General features: G+C 46.5%; 2 protein-coding genes and 1 pseudogene. 2 read left to right on the top strand and 1 reads right to left on the bottom strand.

The annotated features are described in order from the left end of the window. Positions 1-118, top strand: a pseudogene (locus tag ST37_RS20330) (integrase); the annotation flags it as partial. Next, positions 115-1,167, top strand: coding sequence for a transposase (locus tag ST37_RS18250; RefSeq protein WP_084888979.1), 1,053 nt, complete (start codon positions 115-117; stop codon positions 1,165-1,167). The pseudogene ST37_RS20330 and the gene ST37_RS18250, both read left to right, overlap by 4 nt. Before the next feature lie 262 nt (positions 1,168-1,429). Here ST37_RS18250 and ST37_RS18245 read toward each other — a convergent pair whose 3' ends face one another. Next, on the bottom strand, positions 1,430-1,849 hold the full coding sequence (locus tag ST37_RS18245; protein WP_084888978.1) for a hypothetical protein: 420 nt from the start codon (positions 1,847-1,849) through the stop codon (positions 1,430-1,432). Between the last annotated feature and the right edge of the window lie 176 nt (positions 1,850-2,025).

Here is a 2,025-nt window from a genome sequence, read left to right as displayed (position 1 = left end):
CGCCAGTCTCAACACCACTGCCCGTTACACCCGCATGACCCAACTAAAACAAAAGGATGCGGCGTTAGCCATCAATCAACTGACCGATGCACTGATCATTATGTGGACAGGAGTATGAGCACCTTTATCGACCTGCTTCAAGCTCATAAAGCTGAGCTTGAACGTCACCACGGCCATCGAATAACCGACGACATGCGTATAGCCATGCACGCGATGCTACGATGTCAGACTGAGAAGCTAGGACAATCTCAATGGTACTGTGCTCATTGCCACTTTGATGACCGGCGGCCACTCTCTTGTGGGCATCGCCACTGCCCGCAGTGCCTACACCGCACCACCTCAGACTGGCTAAAGAGACAAAAGCAGAAGTTGTTGCCCGTTCATTACTTTATGGTGACCTTCACCTTACCCTACCAACTCAGGCCACTAGCACGCAAAGCCCCCAAAGCACTCTACAGTGCGATGTTCCAAGTCGCCGCTGGTGTGCTAAAAAGCTTTGCTCACAGACAGAGCAGAGGCGCACTTGGCTTCACCGCCGTACTGCATACTCACAGTCGACAACGCAACCTGCACCCTCATCTGCATATTGTTGTTGCTGGAGGTCGATATCACGCATCAAAGCAGTCGTGGTACAAAGAAAATAAGCAGTACCTCTTTAATGCGTTCGCAATGGCGAAGGTGTGGCGAGCTAGGCTATTAGATGCACTCACCGCGCATCCAGAGTTATGGGTGCCCAAACAGACGCCAATCAAATGGGTGGTTGACTGCCGTAGCGTAGGCAAAGGCCAACCTGCACTGGAGTACTTGTCACGATACCTGTATCGAGGGGTACTCCCTGACCGAGACATCGTGAGCGTTGAAAATGATACCGTGACCTTCCGCTACCGAGAAAGCAAAACCAAACAGTGGACGACGCGAACACTGCCCACCCTTCAATTCTTGCTACTTGTCTTGCAGCACACATTACCAAAGGGCTTACAACGTGTACGAGACTACGGCTTCTTAAGAGGGCAAGCACGACATATCCTAAGCCGTATTCAATGGTTACTGGTGGGCGATAGCCTTCAAAAAGTCTTATTCACACTGGCAAAAAAGAGCAAAGCAGTACGTGTCTGTCCATGCTGTCAGCATGAGATGGGGTGCGTTGGGATCACACGACCGAGATAGCCGAAAGGCTGAGATAATAAGGATAATGATGATAACTTGAGAAAGGAGAAGCGATACCAAAAAGCCAAGTAAATAAACGCTAACCTGCTGATAAGATGCCACTTTAGGTCTTATCACGACAGCGTTCGCCTTGAGAAAAGTATCAAGGCGTGATCACCTGAGCCGCCAATCGCACAATTTACTTATAGAGAGACAACGGGCTTGTTCAACACTCGGGATTTAACGCTGGCTGGCGCAGCGCTTAATCCTTATTTGTTAGGTGTTACCACCCAGATTCCATTGGTTGATAATAACTTGTCCACTCGTATTTGTTTTCTTTTATGACTTCAAGAAGTTCTGAGTATTGAGAGAGAGAAACTAGTCCTTGTGATAAAAGATATTTGTAGAACTTTTTAAGGACTGTGATTGTTGCCTTTACTGATTCTGGACTCGACCACATTGCTTTTCGAGGAAACCACCCCTCAAAGAAATATCCAATTTCTTCGACACCACCATTTTGGGGCTCAATAATTTCTTCATACAAAAGGTAGTGATTTACATAGAAATCAAGATTATTGAGGTGCTTAGACACAGTTTTTTCGGACAGCTTTTCACCTTTTAAATGTGATTCAAATTGTTCTAGCAATTGGTTGTTCTTAACCCTTTGTTGCTCAACTAACAACTCGTATTCTTCGTAGTCCATAAAATTCCCACCGACATAGTTTTAACAGAAGTTTACATCAAACCGATTATGTTGAGCATGAACAGACACCTAGACATAATGACCCCGACGAGGTGCTAGCCTCCAGTATCGTGGGTTAGCTTGACGCCAGAGCCATAATTAGTGTGCAAACAACTAAATCTGGAGGCTAGCATGAA

The organism is Vibrio sp. qd031 (assembly GCF_002100145.1).
In the GTDB taxonomy this organism is placed as follows: domain Bacteria; phylum Pseudomonadota; class Gammaproteobacteria; order Enterobacterales; family Vibrionaceae; genus Vibrio.
This window is presented reverse-complemented; position numbering and strand designations above follow the sequence as displayed.

Bases quoted from the DNA above. Each gene is read 5' to 3' on its own strand.
- ST37_RS18245 (WP_084888978.1), bottom strand. From the start codon at position 1,849: ATGGACTACGAAGAATACGAGTTGTTAGTTGAGCAACAAAGGGTTAAG.
- ST37_RS18250 (WP_084888979.1), top strand. From the start codon at position 115: ATGAGCACCTTTATCGACCTGCTTCAAGCTCATAAAGCTGAGCTTGAA.